Source organism: Helcococcus bovis (assembly GCF_046035835.1).
Taxonomy (GTDB): domain Bacteria; phylum Bacillota; class Clostridia; order Tissierellales; family Peptoniphilaceae; genus Helcococcus; species Helcococcus bovis.
Genome location: NZ_JBFNGB010000010.1, coordinates 35,024 through 55,746 on the forward strand (window position 1 = coordinate 35,024; position 20,723 = coordinate 55,746).

18 protein-coding genes, 1 tRNA gene and 1 other RNA gene are annotated in these 20,723 nt (G+C 27.1%); 11 read left to right on the forward strand and 9 right to left on the reverse strand.

Annotation, left to right across the window (positions count from 1 at the left end; translation table 11 throughout):
• Positions 1-8: 8 nt before the first annotated feature.
• Both ABGF48_RS04560 and ABGF48_RS04565 read right to left on the reverse strand, forming a co-directional pair.
• Positions 9-443, reverse strand: coding sequence for a hypothetical protein (locus ABGF48_RS04560; RefSeq protein WP_408105156.1), 435 nt, complete (start codon positions 441-443; stop codon positions 9-11).
• Positions 355-693: a hypothetical protein gene (locus ABGF48_RS04565; RefSeq protein ID WP_408105157.1), complete on the reverse strand. Its 339-nt coding sequence runs from the start codon at positions 691-693 to the stop codon at positions 355-357. The genes ABGF48_RS04560 and ABGF48_RS04565 overlap by 89 nt, the downstream gene beginning before the upstream one ends.
• Before the next feature lie 230 nt (positions 694-923).
• On the opposite strand from ABGF48_RS04565, the gene ABGF48_RS04570 reads away from it, so the two are divergent.
• Positions 924-1,016 (forward strand) — tRNA-Ser (locus ABGF48_RS04570).
• Positions 1,015-1,282, forward strand: an RNA gene (gene ffs, locus ABGF48_RS04575) — signal recognition particle sRNA large type. The genes ABGF48_RS04570 and ffs overlap by 2 nt, the downstream gene beginning before the upstream one ends.
• A 126-nt stretch (positions 1,283-1,408) precedes the next feature.
• Here the strand turns inward: ffs and ABGF48_RS04580 are convergent.
• Entirely contained in the window at positions 1,409-2,335 is a 927-nt protein-coding gene (locus tag ABGF48_RS04580; RefSeq protein WP_408105158.1) for a DNA-methyltransferase, read from the reverse strand.
• 200 nt (positions 2,336-2,535) lie between these two features.
• Between ABGF48_RS04580 and ABGF48_RS04585 the strand changes: the two genes are divergently transcribed.
• The 8 genes from ABGF48_RS04585 to ABGF48_RS04620 all read left to right on the forward strand — a co-directional run bounded on the left by ABGF48_RS04585 (position 2,536) and on the right by ABGF48_RS04620 (position 8,512).
• Positions 2,536-3,582, forward strand: a complete 1,047-nt coding sequence (locus ABGF48_RS04585; RefSeq protein WP_408105159.1) for a phosphate/phosphite/phosphonate ABC transporter substrate-binding protein — start codon at positions 2,536-2,538, stop codon at positions 3,580-3,582.
• A gap of 56 nt (positions 3,583-3,638) precedes the next feature.
• Positions 3,639-4,406: a phosphonate ABC transporter ATP-binding protein gene (phnC, locus tag ABGF48_RS04590; protein WP_408105160.1), complete on the forward strand. Its 768-nt coding sequence runs from the start codon at positions 3,639-3,641 to the stop codon at positions 4,404-4,406.
• Positions 4,406-5,227, forward strand: a complete 822-nt coding sequence (phnE, locus tag ABGF48_RS04595; protein ID WP_408105161.1) for a phosphonate ABC transporter, permease protein PhnE — start codon at positions 4,406-4,408, stop codon at positions 5,225-5,227. The genes phnC and phnE (ABGF48_RS04595) overlap by 1 nt, the downstream gene beginning before the upstream one ends.
• Positions 5,228-5,235: 8 nt before the next feature.
• On the forward strand, positions 5,236-6,045 hold the full coding sequence (gene phnE / locus ABGF48_RS04600) for a phosphonate ABC transporter, permease protein PhnE (RefSeq protein WP_408105162.1): 810 nt from the start codon (positions 5,236-5,238) through the stop codon (positions 6,043-6,045).
• Positions 6,046-6,247: 202 nt separating this feature from the next.
• Positions 6,248-6,442: a hypothetical protein gene (locus ABGF48_RS04605; RefSeq protein ID WP_408105163.1), complete on the forward strand. Its 195-nt coding sequence runs from the start codon at positions 6,248-6,250 to the stop codon at positions 6,440-6,442.
• Between the two features lie 18 nt (positions 6,443-6,460).
• Positions 6,461-7,345: a DUF6895 family protein gene (locus tag ABGF48_RS04610; RefSeq protein WP_408105164.1), complete on the forward strand. Its 885-nt coding sequence runs from the start codon at positions 6,461-6,463 to the stop codon at positions 7,343-7,345.
• A complete protein-coding gene (locus ABGF48_RS04615) occupies positions 7,327-7,992 on the forward strand; it encodes a hypothetical protein (RefSeq protein WP_408105165.1) in 666 nt (221 codons plus the stop codon). Before ABGF48_RS04610 ends, ABGF48_RS04615 begins: the two co-directional genes overlap by 19 nt.
• Positions 7,985-8,512 (forward strand): hypothetical protein, encoded by a 528-nt coding sequence (locus ABGF48_RS04620; RefSeq protein ID WP_408105166.1) that lies wholly within the window; start codon positions 7,985-7,987, stop codon positions 8,510-8,512. Before ABGF48_RS04615 ends, ABGF48_RS04620 begins: the two co-directional genes overlap by 8 nt.
• Positions 8,513-8,941: 429 nt before the next feature.
• Here the strand turns inward: ABGF48_RS04620 and ABGF48_RS04625 are convergent, their stop codons facing one another.
• The 5 genes from ABGF48_RS04625 to ABGF48_RS04645 form a co-directional block, all read right to left on the reverse strand.
• Complete coding sequence (locus tag ABGF48_RS04625; RefSeq protein WP_408105181.1) at positions 8,942-9,064, reverse strand: transposase; 123 nt, start codon at positions 9,062-9,064, stop codon at positions 8,942-8,944.
• Complete coding sequence (locus ABGF48_RS04630) at positions 9,028-9,513, reverse strand: transposase (RefSeq protein WP_408105167.1); 486 nt, start codon at positions 9,511-9,513, stop codon at positions 9,028-9,030. Before ABGF48_RS04630 ends, ABGF48_RS04625 begins: the two co-directional genes overlap by 37 nt.
• 622 nt (positions 9,514-10,135) lie before the next feature.
• Positions 10,136-10,975, reverse strand: a complete 840-nt coding sequence (locus ABGF48_RS04635; protein ID WP_408105168.1) for an aminoglycoside phosphotransferase family protein — start codon at positions 10,973-10,975, stop codon at positions 10,136-10,138.
• A 143-nt stretch (positions 10,976-11,118) separates the two neighbouring features.
• Positions 11,119-17,982: a Rib/alpha-like domain-containing protein gene (locus ABGF48_RS04640; RefSeq protein ID WP_408105169.1), complete on the reverse strand. Its 6,864-nt coding sequence runs from the start codon at positions 17,980-17,982 to the stop codon at positions 11,119-11,121.
• Positions 17,983-18,003: 21 nt separating this feature from the next.
• A complete protein-coding gene (locus ABGF48_RS04645) occupies positions 18,004-18,414 on the reverse strand; it encodes an RrF2 family transcriptional regulator (protein WP_408105170.1) in 411 nt (136 codons plus the stop codon).
• 211 nt (positions 18,415-18,625) lie between these two features.
• Between ABGF48_RS04645 and ABGF48_RS04650 the strand changes: the two genes are divergently transcribed.
• Positions 18,626-19,477: a GNAT family N-acetyltransferase gene (locus ABGF48_RS04650; RefSeq protein ID WP_408105171.1), complete on the forward strand. Its 852-nt coding sequence runs from the start codon at positions 18,626-18,628 to the stop codon at positions 19,475-19,477.
• Between the two features lie 613 nt (positions 19,478-20,090).
• Here the strand turns inward: ABGF48_RS04650 and ABGF48_RS04655 are convergent.
• Entirely contained in the window at positions 20,091-20,618 is a 528-nt protein-coding gene (locus ABGF48_RS04655) for a MurR/RpiR family transcriptional regulator (RefSeq protein WP_408105172.1), read from the reverse strand.
• Positions 20,619-20,723 lie beyond the last annotated feature (105 nt).

The window sequence follows — 20,723 nt, forward strand, 5'->3', positions numbered from 1 at the left end:
TCATCATTTCATCTATATGATGACTTTAATGCAAGATGATTTACATCAACCCCTGAGTCAATTATACCAACAACTATACCTTTTCCCTTATAACCTTCTGAAAAAGTTTTATGAACAGATATACTTTTTAAGTTCCACGGAATATGTTTTTTTGAAATATCATTATTTTCAACATAATCACTTTTGAAATATTTTCCCTCAAAATTGTTTTTAGTATAATTTTGTTCTATATTTATTTTTTTATTTAAAACAACTTTTTCTACATCATTTCTTTTAGATAACAGTTGAAACGAATTTTTATTACCAATTATAAAAATACTATTTACTATAAAAAAAGATTCATAATTTTTTATATTACCATTTTTGACTTCCTTTTTTATTACCCCTATAATATCTTCCTGATCTTCTAATGCAGTATCTAAAAGTTTTTTGTACAACTTCATGAGATTTAGAATCATTTTTTATTTCAGGTTTTTTCTTAATAGTTATAATATATTCTACATAATCAGTTTTATTAAAAGCATCCTCAAACTCTTTTTCTATAATATTATTAAAAAATTTACCGCTAACCTTATTATTTTCTGGGGACTTAAATAATTTTTTTGCATAAATTTGCCCCAACCCTGTAAAAATAATAAACAACGCAAGTAAAAAGCTAATTAGCCTTATATAAATTTTCTTCGTTTTATTCATTATACCTCCTCGTTTTCATATAAAACATTATAAAATAAGTGTTCCCTTTGTAAACTTTTGTTTTAGGTTAAACTAAATTAAAAGTAAATCGCAACTTAATTTTATAATCAATTTATATATAACATATATCAAATTTAATAATTATACTCTCATTTAAATTAATAATTCTTCACAAAATATTGACTTATTTATTTTATTCTTATATAATTAATAAGTAAATTTGAATATTTGGAGAGTTGTCCGAGTGGCTTAAGGTGCATGATTGGAAATCATGTGTACGATAATTAGTCGTACCGAGGGTTCAAATCCCTCACTCTCCGCCAGCACTAAACGGGGTGGTAGCGGTACCCTGTCGCCCGCAATCCGCTATAGCGGGGTTGAATTCCCAGATTGAGACTTAATTATTTGTTGATATGCGCTTAAAAAGTGGTGTTGACAGGATGGTCTCATGCAACAAGAATCTATGAACCATGTCAGGTCCGGAAGGAAGCAGCATTAAGTAGTCCCTCTTGTGTGCCGTGAGGTAGCCTTTCTCGAGCTAACTAGTCTGAAAGCAGCAGTGGATTTTAAGCCGATACTGGGTGTGCATACATATAAAAAAAGATAGTACAGTCTCCCTTTTTATGTACTATCTTTTTTGTTTTTAAATTAAATACATATACAAGAATAATAGTGAAGGCAAATTTTATCTACCTTCACTATTTATTGTAAATCATTATTTCACATTGAAATTTCTTTCATAAAATATTCCATCTTTTATTCCCTGTATTTCTTTGTTTTCTATGGCATCTAATAATCTCTTTTCTGCCCAGGCAACGTAAAGTTCATTTTGCTCTATTCCTATAAATTTACGATTTAGTTTTTTACATACAACCGAAGTAGTGCCTGACCCCATAAATGGATCAAGAATTAAATCTCCTTCATTTGAACTGGCTAACACCAATTTAGCGATTAATTTTTCAGGCTTTTGAGTTGGATGAGCTGTATTTTCAGGCATAGACCAAAATGGAATTGTAATATCATCCCAAAAATTTGATGGATGTGTATCTCTATATTTTGTATTTTTATCGTCTTTCCAATCTTTTGGTTTTCCCTCTTCTTTATAAGGGGCTATAACCTTTTTTCTTTTCTTTACAGCATTAATATTAAATGTATATTCTTCAGAATTAGTAGCAAACCAAATATCTTCCAAAGAATTTTTCCAATTAGACTTTGCCCCTCTACCTTTTTCTCTTTCCCATGTTATTCTATTTTTAATATTAAAATATTTTGATAAAATTGGTCCAATAATCATCGAAGATTTCCAATCACAACATACATATATACTACCATTATCTTTTAGCTTAGGTTTTATTTGAGATATCCATTTTTCTGTATAATCTGAATATCCTTTCGTATTTTTTTCATTAAAAATATTACCGTGATAATTTTTTCTTAAGTTATACGGAGGATCTACAATCAAAAGATCTATCGAATTATTTTCTATATTATCTAAAACATGAAATGTATCTCCTACGATATTTTTATTAATTAAATCGGTAAAATTAAGCGAATTATCAAAAATAATAGCATTTTTAAGATACTTCTCCCCTACACTCAAATCAAAATCTATTGTCTTATTTTTTGATGATTTTTCTTTCATAATATTTTCCCTCTATCTATTAATTATGTTTAGTATATTTATAAAATATTTTTATGTCAAGAATATATTAAAAAAGATAACTTTTTTGTAACAATTAGAAGATTGATTTCATCACATTTAATACAAAATTTATAATTTTGTTCTGAATTATTTGATAATATTTGATATAATTTATATGTAATAAAATTTTAGGAGGAAAAATGAAAAAAATCATTTCTTTATTACTTGTAATGGTTATGGTGCTATCAGCATGTCAACCATCCGCAAAAAAAACAGACGACAAAGGCGCTAACGGTAAAACAATTGAAAAATTAACAGTACAATTTGTACCTTCAAGAGATCCTAAAGACATTATAAGTCAAACAAAACCACTTGAAGGATTACTACAAAAACATTTAAAAGAACAAGGTTACGATGTTAAAAAAGTAGAAATTTCAGTTGGTACATCATACGAAGCAACTGGTGAAGCACTTTCAGCTGGTTCTATTGATGTTGGTTTAATACCTGGTGGAACATATGTATTGTATGACGACAATGCAGAAGTTCTTTTAACAGCTACAAGAAAAGGATACAATAACGATTCTGAAAAAGCTAAAGACTGGAATGCTAACAAACCTACAAAACCAGTAGATGAAGAAGTAACATATTATAGAGCAATGATTTTAGCAGGTCCTTCTGAAAAAGGAAAAGAATTAGCTAAAAAAGTTAATGCTGGAGAAAAATTAACATGGGAAGATTTAAATTCTGCAAAATGGGGTGTTAGAGGAGTTTCATCTTCAGCAGGATATATTTACCCATATCTATGGTTAAAAGATAACTATGGTAAAGGCATTACAGATTTAAGTACAGTTGTTGAACAAGATTCATACAATACAGCTTTAGCTCAATTAGCAACAGGACAACTTGATGTTATAGTTGCATTTACAGATGCAAGAATTGATAATGCTGACAAATGGGTAAAACAATATAACGGTCCAAAAGATATTTGGGAAGATACAAATGTTATAGGTGTTTCAGATAAAATTTATAACGATACAGTTTCCGTTTCAAAGAATGCTCAATCTGGAAATATGACTCCAGAATTTAAAGAAGCATTAGCAAATGCATTTATTAACTTAGCTAAAACTGAAGAAGGTAAGAAAGTTATAAGCATCTACAATCATTTCGGATACAAGAAAGCAAAATCTGAAGATTACAACAAAGAAAGAGATGCTCAAAAATTAATGAAAGAATTAACTAAACACTAAAATTATGTTTTATGAAGGGCTAAGTTCGCTTAGCCCATTTTTTATGAGAGGAAAAAATGATTAAATTTGAAAATGTTAGTAAAGTATACCCTAATGGATTCAAGGCGTTAAAAAACATAAATCTTACTATTGAATCAGGAGAAATGATTGCAATAATAGGACGTTCTGGAGCTGGAAAATCAACTTTAATTAGAACTATAAATAAAATGATTCCTATTGAAGAGGGTAGACTTACAGTAAACGATAAAAATGTTTCAGAATTAAAAGGTAAAGATTTAAGAAAATTTAGAAGAAATATAGGTATGATATTTCAACAATTTAACCTAGTTGATAGAACAACTGTAATAAATAATGTTTTAGCTGGATTTGTTCCTGACTTAGATCCTGTTAGATCTATGTTTGGATTTTATCCTAAATCAATGAAAATTCAAGCTTTAGATGCATTAAGACAAGTTGATATTTTAGATAAAGCATATGTAAGAGCTGATCATCTTTCAGGTGGACAACAACAAAGAGTTGCTTTAGCTAGAACTTTAGCACAAAAACCAGAAATAATCTTAGCTGATGAACCAGTAGCAAGCTTAGATCCTGTTACAGCTAAACAAGTTATGGACTATCTACTAAAAATAAATCAAAGAAATAATATTGCTATTTTAATTAATATTCACCACGTAGATTTAGCTTTAGAATACGCTTCAAGAGTAATAGGTATAAAAGATGGAGAAATTGTTTATGATGGACCAGCTAAAAATGTTGATGATAGTGTATTAAAGACTATCTATGGTGAAAAAGCTGATGAAATTGAAATGTCTGGAGCTCTATAATGAACTTATATGATAAAATTTTTAAACCAAAAATTTATACCCTACCAGATGGGTCAATTGTAAAAGAAAAAAGAAGCAGAGCGATAGTTATAGCACCATTAGTTTTATTGATTTTAATATTATCTGCACAATTTACACAATTTTCATTTGCTAGAATTATAAAACAATTTCATCAAATGGGATTAATACTTAAAGACTTATTTAATCCAGATTTGAGATATTTACCAAAAGTAGTAGATCCTTTAATAGAAACTATAAAAATGTCTCTTTTAGGTTCATTTTTAGGAGCGGTATTTTCCATTCCTTTCGCATATATCGCTTCATCTAATATGATGAATAACAAATTTGCGAATTGGATTATGAGAACCATATTTTCTATAATGAGAACTATACCTACAATTGTAAATGCTTTGATAGCAACATTCATATTTGGTATAGGCTCAAAAGCTGGTACCGTAGCTATATTTATTTATTCATTTTCATATGTTGGGAAAATAATTTATGAACAAATAGAAAATGTTGAAATGGGTGCTTTTGAAGCATTAATTTCTATGGGTTATAAAAGATATATGGCATTTATAAAAGCTGTTTTACCTCAAGTATTACCTACTTTTTTTGCAACAGCATTGTATAATTTTGAAGGTAATGTAAGGTACGCTGCAATTTTAGGTTATGTTGGTGCCGGTGGTGTTGGTATATTAATTAAACACAATATCGGACTTAGAGAATATAGTAATCTAGGAGCTATCCTTCTTCTTGTTTTAATAACAATAGTAATTATAGAAGGTATAAGCTTATTCCTACGTAAAAAATTTGTGTGAGGTAAACTATGAATGAAGAAATATTAAAAAAATTAGAACAAGAACCAAACACAAGAATTAAAACAATTATTAATATTATAATTATTATTGGACTTTTAGTTTGGTCATTTTTAGGATTACAATCTGCCGGAGCAACTAAACAAAGTATGGGAATTGTAGGAAATATCTTTAAGGGTATATTATCTCCTGATTTGAACTTGATAAACTTAACAAAACAAGGTATTCCCTATCTACTTGTTGAAACAATGGCTATCGCCTTTTTAGGTACAGTTTTAGGAGCTATACTTGCAATACCATTTTCATTTTTAACGTCAATAAACATTGTTCCTAAATACATTGCTTATACAATAAGATTATTCTTAATATTAATAAGAACAATCCCCGCACTAGTTTATGGACTTTTATTTATCAGAATGGTAGGCCCTGGTCCATTTGCCGGAGTTTTGACTATGGCGATAACATCTATCGGGATGATAAGTAAGTTATTTGCAGAATCAATAATGGATATAAACGAAAATATATTAGAATCTCTATCAGCTATGGGATTAACAACATTCCAAAAAATAAGATATGGTATATTTCCTCAACTTTATGCAATGTTCATGTCAACAATCATTTATAGATTTGACATAAATCTTAGAGATGCAACTGTTTTAGGACTTGTAGGAGCTGGAGGTATTGGTGCTCCGCTAATATTTGCAATCAACGCATATAAATGGAATCAAGCAGGATCCATTCTAATTTGCCTTGTTGCATTAGTTTTAGTGATTGAATTCTTCTCAGTAAGAATTAGAGCTAAATTGATTAAAGGATTTTAAAATTGAATAATTTACAAAACAATTAAATTTAAATAATATTTTCATTACCCCCCTTTAACTCTGATATTTCAGTTAAAGGGGGGTGTTATTTCAGGAGAATTAATTAAATTATTTATACTTTTAAATGAAATAAAATAATTGACACGAAAAATAATAAATGCTATAATTATAAAAAATATTTATTAAAAAAAAGGAATATATTATGAAATTTATAAATAAAATAAAAAAGACTGATATAAACGGGAAAAATTTTTTAGGTATATCCTTAAGCAACAATATTGTAAATAATACATTTGCAAAATCTAGTTCCTATGTTGTTGCATGGCAAGGATACGCAGTAATTGTTAAAGTAGAAAAAGAAAATATAAATAAAAAAATTGAATACTCCTTAGCATAATTATATGTGGAATATTGTATGAAAAATGTAAAAAAATATTTAAATACAATAGATAAAAATATTAGTAAATGGTTAGAAAACAATTTGGATTATTTTGATTTTGATAATGTCATATATAAAGAAAAAAGTATCGATGATAAATTTAAGCCTTTTTGCGAACTATGTTTTTTGAGTAATTTTTTAATAAAAAATAGTGAATTCTATATAAAAATAAATAAATTAATAGATAATAAGATAAAATCCTATAGTTGGGATGATTTATTAATCAGAAATAGTAGTTTATTTCCAGCTTTAATCTATATAGATTCATTCAATATAGATATGCATAAAAAATCCGTATTTGATGAATCATTGCCAAGTTTTTTTAGTTATTTAAATCTAAGAGCTCCATACAGAATGTTGGAAATTTACACATATATCTACTTGTATTATAAATCAAAATCAAATAATAACATAGAAGAGATATTAAAAAAAACTATTTTAGGTAAAAAGAAAAATATTAATTTACTAAATTATATGGATATATACAGTATAACCCATGAGCTTTTTTATATACATCTACTAATAAAAAATAATAATTTAATATCTATTTACTTTGATAAAGAAAAAAAATTTATAAAATCTTACTTACTTGGGATAATCACATTTATAAATTTAGAAGGACATTTTGATCTACTAATAGAATTAATATTATGTTTGGCATTATTTGATTTTAAATTTTCTTATGATGAAATTTTTGTAATAGAAAAATCTCTTGAAAATATATTACAAAACACTAAAAAATCCGGCGGAATTATCCCTCATAAAAAATATAACAAAAAAATTGATATAGATTTTTTTGATCTATATCACACTACTTCAGTTGCAAAAGGCATGGTAGATGCATGGAAGAAAAAACTCTAAAACCTTTAATTGAAAATAAAATAATAAAAATATTGAAAAAAAAACTTACCATAGAGCAATATATTGACCAATTATTTAATATATCACTAGGTATTTTTTTTAAACTATTTAAATATGATGATGTTATTATAAAAATTTATAATAAATTTTATGAAACATTTGATGTATGCGAGTTAATAATAACAAACGAAATTTATTATACGAAATTAGTATACATTAATTATGTATTTAACAAATCTGATTTCAACACTTCCACAAAAAGTGAATTAGATTTAATAAATGAATATTATATAAATGTTTATAATGATATATCAGAAAAAAATTTTATCAAAAATAATATTACTAAACTTATAGAAAAAAATATAGAAAAAATGATTGAAAATATAAATTATACTCCAATAGAATATTATGAAATTATTAACTTATATTTATTTTATAACATGAAAAGTATCAGCGTTGAAAAAAAGGATAAAATTATTTCTTTTTTTTACTTTAGATATATAAAATATAAGGACTATAACTATCTAATTTTAGCATTATTTTTTGAAAATAAAAAAGATATATTAAAAAAAAATTTAGAAGAAATACTAAAAAAAGATATAAATCTTTTTTCATTAGAATTGATAAAATGGAGCATTTATGATTGATAAAATTTTAGATAATTATATACAGGCACTTAAAAATCAACAGATCTATAAAGATATAATTATAAACAAAGAGGATAGTTATAGTATATTACTACATATTGTATACTATGATATTTTTATTCAAAACAAAAAAAATTTTTTAGAACAAGAAAATTTAATATTTTTTGAATCAGATGATGAAAAAATTGTTGATTTAATAAGAAATAGAATACTTTATTATTCAAAAAAAAGTAATGAAAAATTTTGTGAAATGAATAGACTATTTTTATTAGGAAATGTAACATATTATTTTCAAGAATATAATTTATTCTTAGGTAGCCTTATATTAGCTTTTTTAATTAAATTTATTAAAAAAAATGATTTATTGATAACTCAAAATATTGAATTTTTAATGATGCAGAAGAAAAAAGATGGAAAAATAGGATATATTAATCCATTGAACGATAATAGTCTATTAGATTTTGAAGAATTTTATAAGTTAAATTATTTTAGCTATAATGTAATTAAAAAATTAATTTAGGAGTAATTATGAAAAAATATTAAATATTGGAACGATTTTGATCATTTTAACCGATCTGATTGGTGCATCAATTCCTTTTGTTGTAAGTAAAGTAATAGATGGTTCAAATAATTTATTTGTTTTTTTAGACAATAAAATTTTAAATTTATCAAATTTAATTTTCCTAATTTTAGGTATACAAAACCAAAGACACAGTCAAGGGCGCATTTTCAGCGAAGTAACCCCTTGACTTTGCATTTGGTTTTTTTTATTCTTCAACAAATAAAATTAAATTCTACCTTCAAAATAAATAGATAATTGAGATATTATATTAATCTTCTTATATCTTTGTGGATATTTAAAATATGTTGAGAGTTAAGCCCAGTTATTCTTCCAACTTTTTACACATCCATGATATTTCCTTAAAACCATTTATGTTATATCCTAAAGCTATGTATACAGCTTTTTTACTATTATACCATTTTCTCTTACATAATAGTGTATTGAATCTATGAATACAAAAGGATAAACCTTATCTAAAGGTCTATTTTGTCCCTCATCAATAGTTGGAATATTTTATTTGTAATGCTGCTTACAAGTCCTGCTGATACTATAAAACCATATATATCTTTAATGTGTGATGAAATATCTCTTGTTATCATACCTTTAGAATACATTGATATTATTTGTGCTTCAATATTTGAAATATCTTTATCGTATTTTTTCAATATTTGTGGCTCAAAACTTGCATCTCTATCTCTTGGTATATTTATTTCTAGTTCTCCAATTCTGGATCTAACTGTTTTTTTACTACTTCCATTTCTTGTATTTATTAAAAGTGGTGTTTGTCCATATTCATAATCCAAATGCTCATCAAGTTCTGCTTTTAACATGCTTTCTATCTTTTCTCCTAGCAAGTCTTTTAATGCTTCTTGTATATCTTGAGCAGTTTTTATATCATATGACTCTATTAATTGTTTTGCTAATCTACTTTTTGCTATTTCTGTTTTTTTTCTTCCCATAAAAAAGGGAATGTTGCAAAATAATTAAAAATATCATTTTGTAATAGTTTTTTACATTGGAATTTTAGATATACCATTCAATTTAACACTAATAAAAAAAGAATGGATTAGAAAAATATGATAATACCATTCCAAACCAAATAATAGAAAAAGGAATTGATAAGAAAATAAGATTTATACCATTCAATTTAACACTAATAAAAAAAGAATGGATTAGAAAAAAATGATAGTACCATTCCAAACTAAATAATAGAAAAAGGAATTGATAAGAAAATAAGATTTATACCGTTCAATTTAACACTAATAAAAAAAGAATGGATTAGAATAAGAGCTTTTATACCATTCAAAAGAACTAAACTTACAATGGAATTGGTTGAGTAATAAATTTTACACCATTCTAAAAGTGAAAACCATAAAAAGAAATGAAAAAGAAATGTAATCACACCAATTCTTATTAATAAAACATAAATATGAATTGAAAATATAAATTTAAGAGACTGTTGCAAATAACTAATTTATTTTGCAACAGCCTCTTTCATACATAAAATTTATTACAGTCTCTTTTAAGTAAATATAAATGATACCCACCAGATCCATAAATATTGATGGGTACCCTTTTATTCTATATCTTATCAAGCCATTCTAATACATATTTAGCTTTATTTTTCATAACATTAATCTGTTGTTCACCATAACTTATCGCCCATGGCAAAGATCCCAGCTCATTTGATGAAATATATAATTTCATCAAATTCCAAAATTCTTCCGGGATTTCATTATTAAAGTATCCGTCTATCATTCCTCGTGAAAAATGTTCAAAGTCCTTTATAGACCAAACTATACGATTAAACTCTTCCCACGGATCACCTTTATCAATTTTTTCAAAATCAATTATATAAAGCTTTTCATCATTTCCTATCATCATATTTCCAATGTGAAAATCCCCATGATGTATTGAAATTGGTCTATTTTTAAGCAATTTTTTATTTTCATTTATATATTGAATGAATCTATCCCCATTTTCATATTTTTCAGAACACTCCAAATAACTATTTATCTTTCTTTCCATCTTTTTACTAAAATATTCTTCCCAATCAAACGTATTTTCTACAGGTATTGAATGAATTTTTTGTAGAGTTTTCCCTGCTTCAACTCCATATTCATACTGTTTTTCATTTGATAATTTCGCCATTTTTTCTTCAGCATCAACGCCATCAATCCAAGAAATAATCGTATAAACAAAGTTTTCATCTTTACTTATTTCAATAGGTTTACACATATCTATTCCTGTTTCTTCTATTTTTTTCATACAATTAAATTCCTTAATCTTATCTTCAAGATTTTCAATAGAGGAAACTCGCAACAAATATTTTATAGAATCTTCTGATGTAACTTCATATTTTTCATCATATGACCAACCTTTATCGATCAATTTTTTGTTAATTATTTTAATATTTTCCATTCAACACCCCCTTTTAAATTTAATTATGCTTTATTTGATGCATTTATAGACAAAAATTGCTCAAGCAATTTTCTTTAATATTTTAATATATAAAGAAATGCCTGAGCAAATTTTTTATAATTTATACTTTTTACATTTATAAATTACATATTTTCTTTTCTTTTTTTTCTTACTGCAAAAAGTGCTACCATTGACATTGCAAACGCTAAAACACTAACCTTTACACCACTATCTGATGTATTTGGATTTTGTCCATTAGGTTTATTATCAACTTGTGGTTTTTCATCTTTCATTTCACATACTGCAGGTTTTGGTGCTTTATAGCTCCATTCTGTTACAGCATCTGCTGAGAATTTATAACCATCTTTTGCAATAGCTTTTACTTTTACAATTTGTCCGTATTCATAACGATATACGCCATCTTTATCTGGTTTTACTTCTGTACCATCTTCAAGAGTAACAATATAAGTAATACCTTTATCCTTTTTAACTACTAACCATGGTTTAACAGCACAGTTTGAAGGATCTAAGACTTCAGGTGTTATAAATTCAACTCCAGGTGTTACAGTAATTATAATTGGATCAGTTGGTGTAACTTTTTCTTTTACAGTTACCGGTACTTTCACATGATCTTCACTTCCATCTGGATATTTTACTGTTACGTCGATGTTAAATGTTCCTGCTGTTTTTCCATCTGGTAATTTTTGTCCTGGATCTACTGAAATTTCTGGTTGTTTTTCAGCATCTTTTGGATATCCTGGTACTTCTACCGCTTTCTTAACATCGTCATTTGTTGTTGGTTCTCCATTTGGTTTAACTATTGGTGTTACCTTTGGTTCGTAAATTTCATTTTCTTTCTTAGTAGGATCATTTACAATTACAGGTACTTCAACATGATCTTCTGTTCCATCTGGATATTTTACTGTTACATTAATATTAAATGTTCCTGCTGTTTTTCCATCTGGTAATTTTTGATCTGGATCAATTAAGATTTTTGGTTGTTCTTCAGAATCCTTTGGATAATTTGGGACTTCAACAGCTTTCTTAACTTCATCTTCTGTTGTTGGTTCTCCATTTGGTTTAACTATTGGTGTTACCTTTGGTTCGTATTTATCCATATCTTTTTGTTCAATTACTAATGGATTTGTATTTGCACTCTTATCTGATACTGAAACTTTTACAGGTTTATCATTATCATCTTTATGTGATAATGATTCTCCATCAACTTTATCTGTTGTAATTTCATATTCTTTGAAATCTTTAAATGGTACATATACTTCCATACCATTTTTATCTTTTAATGTAACAACTAAATCTGTTAAATCAAGATTTTCTCCATCTTTATATGTTAATTTAGGTTGTTCTTTAATTGATATTTCAGAGATGCTGTCTTTATCAAATCCTACTATATCTGTCCAATCCTGTTTTTGAATCTTATCAGCTTTTGCAATATATTCTAAATCAGCTGGAGACATAGGTATTGCTTTAATTTCATCAAGACTATTGAATCTTGTATCATCTTTATCAGTCCATCGTGGGTTTCTGTATTCTTTTTCATCTGAAACTTTTATTTCAGGGAAAATATTTTCCGGTAATTTATCATTTGCTTTTACTGCATAAACTTTACCAAATTTAGCATCATCAGCAATTCCTTCACCTTTGTTGATGCTTAATTTATAGAAGTTTTCTGGTAATTTTCTATCTTTATCTGCTGGTGTTATTTCATCACCACTATTGATAAATCTAGCTGTTCTTACTTCTTTGTCAGCTACAGTTTCACCTTTAGCATCTGACCAGTACCAGAATGCATAACCTTCAGCAGCCTTTGTTTCTGGTAATTTTACATCACTCCATTTTGTATCCTTCTTTACTAGAGCAGAAATTACTGATTGTTCTTTTACATCTCCTAATGTTAATGTTCCACTATTTTCTGGTGTTACATTAAATGCTACAACAATATATTCGCTTCTTACAATATTTTTTCCATCTTTATCAACTTTTGGAATGTTATTATCATTGTCATCTGTTGGATTCTTTGGATCTATTGGATTATATGGTATAACATTTTCTGTTGAATTTGGTTTTACTGCTAAGTTTTCTGTATTTGCTGTTTTATTACTATTAGAATGTGTAACAACTACTGGTTTATTATTATGATCTTGTACTGTTAAATCTGCTTTATCAACTGGATTTGTTGTCAAACCATAATCATTAAATTTATCAAATGGTACATCTTGTGTATTACCATTTTTATCTTTTAATGTAACAACTAATTTGCTCAAATCTAATTTATTACCTTCATTGTATGATAATGTAGGTTGTTCTTTAATCACAACTTCTACAACGTTATTATTATCAAATTTAGCATTTGTTGCTGATGCCTTAAATTCTATTTCAGAAGTTATTACTTTATCCCAAGGATTTTCTTCATTCCATTTTGGATCTTTAAATCCATCATTTGCTTCTAATGCTGGGAATTTATCTTGTGATAATTTTGTATCCTTAAATACTGCATAAGTTTTTCCAAATAGATCATTATCTTTAATAGAAGCTTGATCTTTACTTACTGTAACTTTGAATACTCCATCTGGTAATGTAGCATCTTTTTCAACTTCTTGTCCATTTGTCAAGAATTTTGCTTCATATACATTTCCATTTTCAACATTTGCAGTTTTTTCTGGAATTAATGGTGACCACATCCAAAATACATTGTTTTCTTTTGCCTTTGGTGTTGGTACTGTTACTTTTTCCCATGTTAAACCTTTTTTAACTAATACAGATATTGATTCTTTATCAATTAATTCAGCTAAAGTTAATGTTCCCTTAGCTCTATCTTCTGTCTTGAATCCAATAATATTATATAATCCTTTTTCAACAATCTTTCCATTTTCATCTTGATTTGGAATCTTTGGATCATTGTCATCTGTTGGATTTTTTGGATCAGAAGGTTCATATGGAATTACTTCTTTATCTGTTAAATGTGATTCAACAGTTTTTGGATCAGCATTTGTTGGATTTTTACCATCTTCTGTAAATGTAGCGTCTACTTTATCTCCAGTTTTTAATGTTTTACCTGCTGGTACTTGACCATCATAATGAACATTATCTGTTGTATTAAGATCAATTGTATATGCTTCACTTCCATCTTTTGGAGTAACTGTTACAGTCATTTTACCTTTTGAAGTACCTGCTGGAACATTTACAAATATTGTCTTATCATTTGCAGCTGGCTGTTTTATTTCTGGTTTTGCAGATTGTTCCATTTTGTATACATCTGCATTTACATCTAAGTCATTTGTTATTTTTGTATTAGCATCTAATTCTGGATTCCATTTTACAAACTTAAATCCTTCATTTGGTTTTACTGTTGGAGCTGAATCTTTAATGTCTGCTAATGTTTTATTAGCTGATTTTAATACATAGAAAGTTCCATTTCCTTCTAATGAAGCATTGTCTCCTGGCTTAAATGTAACTGTTGCATATAATTCTTTATTTGGATTTGGAGTTGTATTTGGATCAACTGGTCCTACAATTTCCTTTTCCATTTTTGCATGAAATTCAGTACGTGTTTCTAATGGTGTTGTAAAGTTTGATAAATCAACTTTATATTCTTTATCACTATTTTTCCATGCAATATGCTCATATCCCTGATCTGGATCTACTTTAGGAATTGTTAAAGCTGGATTTGCTTTTTGCGCTTCTTGGATTGTCTTACCTTTTAATACATCGAATACTTTATTCTCTGTACTCTTAATAGAGCCTTTATCTGTAGCTTCAAAGATAACTCTTACATATCCTTCTTTAGCATCTCCTTGAGGATTTACAATTACAATAGGTTTATCACTATATCTAGCAGTAAATATTGTGTTTTCACTTATAGGATCTTTTAAATCACTTAATTCTGTATTAAATCTTCCACCTTTATCATTATCCCATCCATCAAATGATTTTCCTTCATTTGGAATTATTGAAGGAATTTCTAATGCAGGATCTGTTTTTTTAGCTTCTTCAATCGTTTTACCTTTAAGGATGAAGAATACTGTTTTTGCATCAGTAGCAAATTTACCATCTATTCCATCATTGAATGAAACTTTTGCATATCCTTCAGGAACTTTATTTTCATCTCCTGGATTTGGAATTACAACTACTGGTAATTTATCATATTGTGCTGTAATAGTTGTTTCTTCAGTAAATCTTGATTTTAATGATTTATCCCAAGCTTGATCTGCAGCTTTTTGCTTAAATCCATCATTTGGTGTAACTGCTGGAGCTGTCAATGTAACTTCAACTTTTGGATTTACCCAAAATACTTTAGTTTCTGTCTCAGCAATTTTACCATCTTGCCCAGCTGAAAATTCTACTTTTACATAATTATCCGGAACTACTGGTTTTTCTTCACCAGGTTTTTGAGGTACTACATCATCAATTTTACCCCAAACAGCATAAAGTGTTATTTCTTTTGAAATAGGTGATTTAGAATCAAATTTATGATTTGTTTCTTCTTCTACTTCTTTATCTGTTTTAGCTAAAGTTAATGTATTCCATTCTTTATATGCTTCTTCTGGTGTTTTATCTATTTTCTTTGTTGACCATCCTAAGAATGTTAAACCATCTTTAACTGGATTTTCTGGGAATTGACGTTTTGCTAATTCTTCACCTGTCAATGCTAATCCATTATGATCTGCTACAACTCCATCAACTAATTTTCTGTTGTCACCTTCAAATCCATTTGGTTTATATTGATCATTCTTTTCATTAGTTGGTAGATTAGTTGTATTGTCTACCTTGTATAGATAGTTTTGATTTAATGGAGCTATTTTTTCAATAGTTTCTGTTTTTCCACCTATACTACCACCATTAAGGTCAAACTTTACTTTTGCTTGAACTTGTTCAATAACTGGTGGCTTTGATTTCATTGCCAATTTCTTAATATCTGTGTTATTTACAGCTATTGGCATATCTTTTTCTAGTCTAGGCATTGTAAATGTACTATATGCTTCACTTGTAACTATGCTCTTACCAACTAAAGTAGTATCAAATACATATCCTTTTTCAGTTTTTCCTGTATGCATATTTACATCTGTTTGAGTATCTGCTACACCTATTTTTTGTTCTTTTACTTCTCCATTCACTAATGAGTTAATTGCAATTTCTGCATTACTAAAGAATGAAGCACCTGTAATCTTTTTACTATCTGTGAAAATTTCATCTACATTTGGTGCAAGGTGTGTTCTTGCAACAACCCCCCCTAATAAAATGTCTGATCTATCAACATATGTTGCTGATATAACTTCTTTTGGAGTTGTTAATTCAAATCTATCATTATTATCAAATTCAAATGTAACCTTTGATACATTTGTACCTTCAGCTTGACCTACATATAACTTGATATCGTCATTTGCCTTTAATTTAATATTTAGAGGTACTGTCCATGTCCATTCTTTATTTTTTCCTGCCCCAATTTTAGATCCTGTAAACTTAATTGACCCTACATATCCAGCACCTACTTTTCTACTTACAAAGTCTAAATTATGAACTTGATTACCTACAACTAGTTTTAAATCAGAAGTTTTATTCATACTTTGATCGAAAGTTAATTTTACTTTTGTTCCAGATTTAAGATTTCTTTCTTTGTCAATCTTACCCTCAAATTTATAAGCTTTATGCTCAAAATCACTAGGATTAATTAAAAACGATTCATAGAATCTAAATGTATTAATTCCATCTGCTCCTACTAACTTATCTAGAGCAACTTTATCAACATAGTATCTAACTACTGTACCAAATCCTTGGTATGAAGCTGCAGATGCGTTAAAAAGATTATCATTTCTATTTCCATTTAATGAAACCGTTTTTATTTTATCATCATTTGGCATATTACCACTAGCAACTTGTACATATCCTAATTTTCCATCATAATTCAAGTTTGATTTTAATATAGGTGTTAATCTATCAGATGTTACATTTCCTTCACTATCTAGTTTATAAGGTTTTAGATTTTCATTAGTAATAAATACTTCTGCTACTGTATCTTGATCTGTAGTTTCTGATACTGTAGTTTTATTTTTACCTCTTAACACTTGATAGAATGGTGAATCTACAATTTGTCTAAATGCTATTGTGAAATTATTTGTCAGTGTATTAACTTTGTTATGTACATGATAAACATCAACATAGCCTTTTTCTTCATTATATGAGATAAAACCATTAGATTGATTTATAACATTTGCATTTTTTTGTATGTCTTCCACAGTTTCTAAATCATAGTTAGTATCTGTTGGGACAAAAGTTGTTGCAGTGTATGAACCATAACTATATGCTGGTAAATTACTTATAGAATAAATTTTTGAATTATCTGAATTTGTTAATCTTGTTTGAATTATTGGATTATTTAATCCATCTAATGTTTGTCCATCTTTTAATACGAAATCAACAGGAATTTCGTTATTACTTACAGCACCGTATAAATTACCATTTTGTTTAATATCTACTGTTTTAACTCTATATGCCCCAGCTACGTCAACATCTAAATCTGAAAATTTTTTTAAATTATCATTAACTGTATAACCATCATGTACCCAGTCTTTACTTGTTATACCTTTAGATTCAATTATACCTGTTCCATTATTATTCCAGTCAATTATTTCAAATAAATCTTTTTCTACTTTAACTTGTAAGTTTTTCCATACAGCGGTTATAGCAGTAGGACGATATGCTATAGCTGTTCTAACAACTGTTCTTCCTTGAGTATTTGTATAAGTTCCTATATATTTTAACTTAAAGTTTCTTATTGGTTCAGCATTACCAACCTCTTCTACTTTAGCTTGTTTTGGAACCGGCCAAAATTCTTCTTTAGAAGCTAATATTTCTTTTTCATTCCAGTTTGCTTTTTCAACTTCAGCGAATGTTCTAACAGGAACAAATCCTATCACCATCATAAAAGCAAGCATAAAAGCTATAATTTTATTGGCTCTTACTTGAACTTTAATATGTTTCTTTTCTTTCAATTTTTCCTCCCTTTCTTTCCTCTAATGTGCCATATTGTCGATTAACTTTTGAATAGTTTGCTCTTTAAATTTACTTTCCATTTCTTCTTGAAAGCTTAAATAAAAGGCTCTAACGGGACAAGTCTTCGTTGCACACATGCTACAATTTGCCTCATCATCTAAGCACTGATTGATATTTATAGTATTTTCCATAATGCTAATTATGTCATATAAAGATATATCACTAGGTTTTTTATTTATCTCAAAACCACCTTTTACACCTTTTGTAGTCTTAACTATATTAGCTTCTACTAACTTTTTCATAATTTTAAGTATGTAATTACTAGAAATATTTATCGCTCTAGAGATTTCCCCTGCTGTTGAAATACTTCTGTGAGTACTTAGATATATAACAGTCCTTATTGCGTAATCCGTTGTAGCATTTATTTGCATATTGTTCCCTTTCCATTCAATGTAAACCAAACAAGTACGGTTTGGTTTATAATATATCCAAACCAAGTTTAAATATACTATTTTGTTAACATATTTTCAAATAAAAATTCTTTTTTTTTTTTTTTTACTCATTTTTAATCAAAAATAATACAAAAAAGTAACAAATGAAATTTTTCATAAATTTATATATAATATATTTAAGGAGGAATTTATGGAAACTATTTATTTTAACACCTTAAATCACATTCAATTAGAGCAAGCAAAAGAACTTATAACAATCTGCCAAACCTATGATAAAACTTTCAAATATCCATATCTTTCAAATATGTTAAATTTCGATAAATCAATGCCTGCATTTTTCATGACATATAATGAAAATATTTTAATAGGAATATTGACGGTTTATGCAGACTCTACAGAAGTTAAAATTAGCATTAATATTCATCCTGAGTTTAGAATGAATGGAATTGCAAAAACTTTATACAATTTATTCTTAGAAAAAACTAAAGATTATGGTATTTCTTCAATAGAATTTATAAGCGAAAGAAAATTTTTAGATAAAAATCCCGATTTGTTAAAACATTGGAATATATCGGAAACTGATGATACTGAATCATGGTTAAAAAAAGAAAGAACGCCTTATGAAATAGATAAAATATCTGAATTGTCAATTTCCATAGCAAACGAAAGTGATATAGATAAAATTGCAAAAATAAATGCAGAAGCATTTGATTCACCATTAAATATCAGCTCGACTTATGCAAAAGAAGCTATGAATGATAAAAATAGCATTTTATATATAATTAAGAAAAATGACATTATTTTGGGTTCCTGTACAGTTGATATAAGCTCAAACTCAAATTATTTATATGGATTAGCAATTTCTAAAGAATATAGAGGTCAAGGAATTGGAAGCTATTTTGTAAAAAATATTGTAAATAAATTAATTTCTAAAAATAATAAAGATTTTCAAATAGCAGTCGATGACACAAATATCGGTGCAAAAAAACTATATGAAAATCTTGGTTTTGAATATATTACGCAGGTGGTGTATTTATCATAAAATAATAATTTCTTAATATTACAGGTAAATTCTTTTGAAAATCATGTATTATAGTGATTTTTTTATATTACAGGTAAAAAAGGTTAAAAATAATCATGTATTACAAATATTTTAACAATTTACATGAAAAATTTTACAAATCACTGTTTTACATACATGTAATTATTACATTATTCAAATATACAGGTAGTTGTCCTAAAAAATTTACCTGTATATTTGAATAAACTCTTATTTACATGATTTATCTTCTTAAACTACTACCTATAAGCTGGACACATAAAATTACATTTTGACAATATATTAAATGGTTATACCAAAAATTATACAGTCAAATATAATAAATTTTATAAGAAATTATTGGTAATACCTTTTTATAGACCAATTAATTTTCTAATGATATATTAAATTTATAAGAATAGCAATCAAGTAAAATTCTACTTATAACGTTTAGTGAAAGTCTGGATCGTACTTCATAATCAGGAAAATAGGAAGAAGTTGATTTATATCCTTCTATAATTATATTGCAATTTTTTGCCAATGAAGAGTTTATATTTGTAGTTATCAATATTGAAGGAATTTCATTTTGAAGTGATGATATAGAAGCATCTACAAGTTATTTTGTTTCTCCTTCTAATGAAATATATAAAATACAGTCTTCTTTTTTTGCTTTTTTTGAAATTTTTCTTATAATATTTGGATCCGTATAAACGTCACATCTTTTATCTAATAATTGGAATTTCACCTGAATTTCTTGAGCTACAAGTTCAGATAATCCCCTAGCAAATATAAGTATAGTGTTAGCCCTTCTTAAATAATTTATTGAATCATAAATTGATTTAATATTTAATTTATTTATTGTACTATTTACTTCTTGTTGATTTTTAGAGATAATATTTTTAATTTCACTTCTATCTTTTTCCTCAATAATATCAAAGTATTCTTTATTTTCAATATTAGATATTAAATTAAATTTATATTCTGAAAAGCCATTAAATCCTAATTTTTTAACTGTTCTAAAAATTGTTGTAGTAGAAACATTAGCCAAAGCACTTAACTCCGTTATTGAAAGTTCACATATTCTATGTGTGTTTTTATCTATAAAATCTATTAAATATTTTTCTGTTTCTGTAAATTTTTTCATAATCATTTCCTTAAAATAGTAAAAAATTTCTATATTTAACAATATTATATATCAAATTAGAAAATATTTACATCGTGCAATCGTATATAATTATATTAAAGCTAG

Bases quoted from the DNA above. Each gene is read 5' to 3' on its own strand.
- ABGF48_RS04615 (WP_408105165.1), top strand. From the start codon at position 7,327: ATGGAAGAAAAAACTCTAAAACCTTTAATTGAAAATAAAATAATAAAA.
- ABGF48_RS04630 (WP_408105167.1), bottom strand. From the start codon at position 9,513: ATGGGAAGAAAAAAAACAGAAATAGCAAAAAGTAGATTAGCAAAACAA.
- ABGF48_RS04635 (WP_408105168.1), bottom strand. From the start codon at position 10,975: ATGGAAAATATTAAAATAATTAACAAAAAATTGATCGATAAAGGTTGG.
- ABGF48_RS04565 (WP_408105157.1), bottom strand. From the start codon at position 693: ATGAATAAAACGAAGAAAATTTATATAAGGCTAATTAGCTTTTTACTT.
- ABGF48_RS04560 (WP_408105156.1), bottom strand. From the start codon at position 443: ATGAAGTTGTACAAAAAACTTTTAGATACTGCATTAGAAGATCAGGAA.
- ABGF48_RS04645 (WP_408105170.1), bottom strand. From the start codon at position 18,414: ATGCAAATAAATGCTACAACGGATTACGCAATAAGGACTGTTATATAT.
- phnE (WP_408105161.1), top strand. From the start codon at position 4,406: ATGAACTTATATGATAAAATTTTTAAACCAAAAATTTATACCCTACCA.
- ABGF48_RS04655 (WP_408105172.1), bottom strand. From the start codon at position 20,618: ATGAAAAAATTTACAGAAACAGAAAAATATTTAATAGATTTTATAGAT.
- ABGF48_RS04650 (WP_408105171.1), top strand. From the start codon at position 18,626: ATGGAAACTATTTATTTTAACACCTTAAATCACATTCAATTAGAGCAA.
- ABGF48_RS04605 (WP_408105163.1), top strand. From the start codon at position 6,248: ATGAAATTTATAAATAAAATAAAAAAGACTGATATAAACGGGAAAAAT.
- ABGF48_RS04610 (WP_408105164.1), top strand. From the start codon at position 6,461: ATGAAAAATGTAAAAAAATATTTAAATACAATAGATAAAAATATTAGT.
- ABGF48_RS04620 (WP_408105166.1), top strand. From the start codon at position 7,985: ATGATTGATAAAATTTTAGATAATTATATACAGGCACTTAAAAATCAA.
- phnE (WP_408105162.1), top strand. From the start codon at position 5,236: ATGAATGAAGAAATATTAAAAAAATTAGAACAAGAACCAAACACAAGA.
- ABGF48_RS04580 (WP_408105158.1), bottom strand. From the start codon at position 2,335: ATGAAAGAAAAATCATCAAAAAATAAGACAATAGATTTTGATTTGAGT.
- ABGF48_RS04585 (WP_408105159.1), top strand. From the start codon at position 2,536: ATGAAAAAAATCATTTCTTTATTACTTGTAATGGTTATGGTGCTATCA.
- phnC (WP_408105160.1), top strand. From the start codon at position 3,639: ATGATTAAATTTGAAAATGTTAGTAAAGTATACCCTAATGGATTCAAG.